Consider the following 2,473-nt stretch of genomic DNA (forward strand, 5'->3'; position numbering starts at 1 on the left):
GCTGCGCGTGGCGATAGAGCATTATCTGACGTCGCGGGTCGGCGAACTTGTTCGCCTCTCGGTCAATGCCAAACAAATAACCGATTCCAGCAACATTTACATCGCGCAGTTCTTCTTCATCAGTCCACGCCACCGGCTCGCTGTCCATTGCGGCCAACTGCGCAAGGGCCAACTCAATGACGTCATCATGGGTGTAACAATTCTCACCGCGAGCAATTCCTGACAGACGCTCTCTGGTTATGGTTAATTTGCTGGTCATTGCAGCACCACCTTTTTACCGTGTTTCACTAATTCACCGACATCAATACCGACGTTAAGCCAAAAGCTCAGAGCCAACAAAATATCGTCTTCGTTCTTACAGTGGCAGGCGTTAACAAACTCCTGAACCGTTTTTACTGCCAGTTTTGCCATTTCCCCTTCGGGTAGGCGTTGTGGTGATTTACTGGTCATTTCCGGTCCACCTTAATTTTGCTGAGTTCCGCAAAGTGCTTACGCATGGTTTCCTGCACTTCTGGATGCTGCCAGTTGGTATGGATACCGCCATCTTCGTCGATGGTGAATTTACCGGCGTTTTCTGTGAGAACGCGCTTCAGGCGCTGTTCTGGATTTTCGATACGGAACATCACTCAGCCTCCACCTTGATGCCACCGGCGGCGAGCATCTCCAAAATCGCCGTCTTGTTAAACCAGTGTCCTGCGGCATATGGCACCATTACCGCATGTCCCCCTTGAACAACCCCCACGCATAGCTCTGGCAGCTTCACGGTGACGGTGCGGGCTTGTGGTGATGCCAGCTTGTACGCCATAACGTCCATATCACCACCGGTATGCATCCATCCCATAACTTTTCCTGCCGGGTACGGAATTTTCAGCTCCTGTTTTCTGGTTTTCAGGTAAACGAGTTCATCTGTACTCAGTGAGTCAGGACGCCATTTCCCGTCATGCTCTATCCAGTCAGTTACGGTGCGGGACTCCGCCAACTGCTTTAACCCTTTCTCTGTCATGCGCTTGTAGTGGTCGCGAGCCTGAATTACCTGAGCGTGGCTTTCTCCCAGTTCAGCGATGCGACCCTCCAAATGCTCGATAAATGCCTTCAGCACATCAGCACGGTGTTTCCCCAGCGGCTTCACGACGCCAAATCGCCTGTCTGTGTTCACCCAATCGGTTTTATCGCTCCACTCCATGTACGCGGTACGGAAGGACTCCAGCTCGGCGATACGCTGGCGTAGCGCCGCAATCTCCATTTCTGCAGCGTCCGCATAATGGACGTTCTCATTGTCCAGCGGCGGCAGGTCCGGCGTATTCACACCAAACAGCGCCGCCAGTGCGCGGTAGTTCTGCTCGCTGTGATGGCGACCTTTACAGCGGACCAGTCTTTCGGCTGCTGCGTTGATGGTCTGCGCCTTCTCCAGCGCCTTCTCCAGCGCGATGGCTTCACCCTCTTTCAGCACCACAGTGTCAAAGTTTTTGGTCTGCTTTTTGATTTTGGCAATCAGCGCCAGTTCGGTGATATCAGTTGTCATGCGGCACCACCTTCAACATTGCGGAACCATATGCATACAGGGCCATCTTCAGTGTCATGAATCGAGCCGATAAACCAGCCGTCGCCTTCCGGGCGCTCCGGGTTCCACTTCGCGAATGAACCTTCGCCGCTTTCATACTCGGCGCGGGCCTCTTCATCGTCGCTACATTCCAGAAATGACATGGATGATTGCAGGCCATTGGCATCAACCCACTCGTTAAACTCTGCGGTCGTTACGCCCTCGCGGTAGCCGCAAAGCTCATCAAAGCAAGGATGGGTCCAGAATCCGTAGGTAGCGTTGCGTGTTACCGGTAGTGATGTGATTTTGTTCATGCTGAAGGCTCCTGTTTTGGCATCAGCGCATCGCGGACGCTCTGCCGGTAGTAGTGATGGAATGCGAAGGTCAGCCCTAACTTTGTTGGCCGCTCCTGCTTACCCAGAAGCTTGAGGCGAGTGCAGATGGTTGTAGCCGTCCAGCCAGAGTGATAACCGGCGGCACGTTTCATAACGGTTTCCGCCAGGATGGTTCGGAAGTCGTCACGCCCGAAGTTGGTGTTTTCGAATGCCGCGTTGATCACCTCATCGGTCAGGTGTGCATCGATAGCGTTGATCATTTGGCCCCCTCGCGCAGCTGCTTGGCGAACCACAGCGTACCTTTGTGGAATTGCTGGTTATGTTCTCGTTCCATATTCACAGTGTCAGCAAATAGCGCTGTGTACTCCTCCACCCCATCAGCCTTAATCCCGGCTACGAGACGAGCGTAAGCAGGCATTTTCATACAGGCCAAAGAGCGGATAATGTGTTGCACCTCTTTTGGACTTGCGTCATAGAGTTCATCGGTGATGAATACGGCATTGTTGTGAATTTCTTCTACAACGCTTAACTCTGATACCAGCTGCCGCAGATGGTCCTGCAGGTCTACTCCTTCAGGGCAGTTGGTTATCTCACGGCA

4 protein-coding genes and 3 pseudogenes are annotated in these 2,473 nt (G+C 53.1%); all 7 read right to left on the minus strand.

Annotated elements, in window-relative coordinates; translation table 11 throughout:
* Nucleotides 1-259, minus strand: a pseudogene (locus AC007G_RS28210) (DUF550 domain-containing protein); the annotation flags it as partial.
* A complete protein-coding gene (locus AC007G_RS28215) occupies nucleotides 256-450 on the minus strand; it encodes a hypothetical protein (protein WP_479466758.1) in 195 nt (64 codons plus the stop codon). The gene AC007G_RS28215 and the pseudogene AC007G_RS28210, both read right to left, overlap by 4 nt.
* On the minus strand, nucleotides 447-623 hold the full coding sequence (locus tag AC007G_RS28220) for a hypothetical protein (RefSeq protein WP_185928557.1): 177 nt from the start codon (nucleotides 621-623) through the stop codon (nucleotides 447-449). The genes AC007G_RS28215 and AC007G_RS28220 overlap by 4 nt, the downstream gene beginning before the upstream one ends.
* Before the next feature lie 575 nt (nucleotides 624-1,198).
* Nucleotides 1,199-1,393 (minus strand): annotated as a pseudogene (locus AC007G_RS28225) (ead/Ea22-like family protein); the annotation flags it as partial.
* A 125-nt stretch (nucleotides 1,394-1,518) separates the two neighbouring features.
* On the minus strand, nucleotides 1,519-1,854 hold the full coding sequence (locus AC007G_RS28230) for a hypothetical protein (protein ID WP_479466759.1): 336 nt from the start codon (nucleotides 1,852-1,854) through the stop codon (nucleotides 1,519-1,521).
* Complete coding sequence (locus AC007G_RS28235) at nucleotides 1,851-2,135, minus strand: hypothetical protein (RefSeq protein ID WP_479466760.1); 285 nt, start codon at nucleotides 2,133-2,135, stop codon at nucleotides 1,851-1,853. Before AC007G_RS28235 ends, AC007G_RS28230 begins: the two co-directional genes overlap by 4 nt.
* Nucleotides 2,132-2,473 (minus strand): annotated as a pseudogene (locus tag AC007G_RS28240) (hypothetical protein); the annotation flags it as partial. The gene AC007G_RS28235 and the pseudogene AC007G_RS28240, both read right to left, overlap by 4 nt.

Source organism: Klebsiella sp. CSG-1, assembly GCF_056521145.1.